At 41.8% G+C, this 1929-nt stretch carries 2 protein-coding genes; both read right to left on the reverse strand.

Features of this window, described 5'->3' with window-relative positions; translation table 11 throughout:
* On the reverse strand, positions 1–569 hold a 569-nt coding region (locus VFA52_02720; GenBank protein ID HZS43107.1), incomplete at its 3' end, for a retrotransposon gag family protein.
* 1125 nt (positions 570–1694) lie between these two features.
* A partial coding sequence (locus VFA52_02725; GenBank protein HZS43108.1) for a hypothetical protein occupies positions 1695–1929 on the reverse strand: 235 nt, incomplete at its 5' end.

A 1929-nucleotide genomic window follows, 5' to 3' on the forward strand; every position in this document is an offset into this window, starting at 1 on the left:
AATCCGTGACTCGGGCACGAATTTAGAAGGTGTTTGAAACGCTCCCATGCTTCGGATATGGTCTCCCCGTCATCTTGTTGGAAGGATCGGATATCGGCTTTCAACTTGTCGATCTTAGATGGTGGAAAGAATCGGGAAAGGAAATTGGAACGAAGTCCTTCCCAAGTAGTGATTGAACTTGGCTCTAACGAACGCAGCCAAGCTCTAGCTTCTCCGGCGAGTGTGAGAGGAAAGACTCGGAGACGAATCGCATCATCTCGGCCTTCCTCGGTTTTGAACAGATCACAGATATCCACGAAGTTCTCCATATGCACGATAGGATTGCTATCGTTTTTCCCGTCGAAGGTAAGGTCCTTGATCATGTGAAGGAGCTTCCCCGGGATTTCCTTGTCTAGATTCGGCTTCGTGATCGGATTGGTGGGAACAGTTGGAGCGGCCCTCCTGGCGGTCCACATCGGTGCTTCTTCTCCCATCTCAAAAATCAAAGCTCTCGGGCGAACTTTGTTGGCTCTCGTCTTTTTGTTTCTTTTTCTGAATTCCCTCTCCGGTTCCTCAAATGGCTCTAACAAATTTGCCGTGACTGAAACCACAACAAACGGTTACGGGCAACTTGCGGGAAACAAAGAGATAATTATAATAAATAAAGAAAAACTAAAAAGCAAAAACTTGCAAGGGATATAATCCCTCACAAGGATCGATTAACAAAACTAACAAAGATTAAAAGTCTAAATACTACCGTTCCCCGGCAACGGCGCCAAAAACTTGATGCGGTAAATATTAACTATAAAAAGCGTAACAAGTTTTAACCTCTAATGCCTAACCACCTATTATCACATTCACAGGCAAGCGTACCTGATCGATAGCAATATAGCGTAGGAAAGTCCAGGTATCGTATCTACCACTGGGAACGGTCAAGTAAAAGGCTAATAATCCTATCAGTTTAATTAATCTAAAGGCTATGGGGGGTTTTTGAGAAAATGATTTGAAAACTAAATTAACAACTAGAAAGCAGAATAAAAACTGATTAAACAATAGTAAGGAAAACAGTAGCACTTATCATGGTATAGCGAATCCCCAAGTGGATAATTAAGTTGCATAAAAGTATGATTGACTTGGCTATTGTAAGGATTTAAGTCTGGGACACCCTAACATGCAGATAATATGACTGTCAACTAGAATGGTCCTCCTAGTCCCAATACCTAGGCTGATTGTCAGACAACCTAAATACCAGTCACCCAATCCTATCTCAACTACCCGGTGTTTTACAGTCTAGTCTCTCTCGGTCCAAGAAACCACTTAACCTAATTCTCCGATGGAATCGAATATTAAGTCAAGAGAGGTTGATTAACCCAATGGAGTCTACTTCTTTGGTCCAAAAGCAAACCCAACCAACGAGTTCAAACACACGAAATAGCAGGAATCAGATTGGAATCATAAAATCACATTCAATTAACCAAAGTAAATCAATAATCATTAAAACCATAAAATCAAATCCACATGGTTCATCTACCACGATAAGTACTACATAGAAAACTACTCACTACTCATAGCTAGGAAAACAGAACAAGTATAGAAAAAGACAGACATTCTACCGACCATACAGCTACAGATGATTAATCGGGTATCCGTATTGGCGCAGCGTCTCCTCTCTCCACACTTGATTCTCCCTCCAAACTACTAGCAAACTGGTATCTCTATTCTCCACTGATATGAAAATAATGTGGAACTCTATCTGAATCCTCTGGAACTGAAGGCTGAGAACAGTATTTAAAAGAAGGCTCGGAAGACATTTCGCGTTCGCCAAGTAGGCGTTCGCGGCGCGAAACACTTAAAAACCCTACTCCTTCTATTTTTGGCAAATTCTGGAATCTTCTTGTGAGTGCAAATGCCAATTTCGCGGCGCTAAACTTCATCTTCGCGGCGCTAAGT

The organism is Candidatus Paceibacterota bacterium (assembly GCA_035652395.1).
Classification (GTDB): Bacteria; Patescibacteriota; Minisyncoccia; order Phycocordibacterales; family CAJBRS01; genus JADGRH01.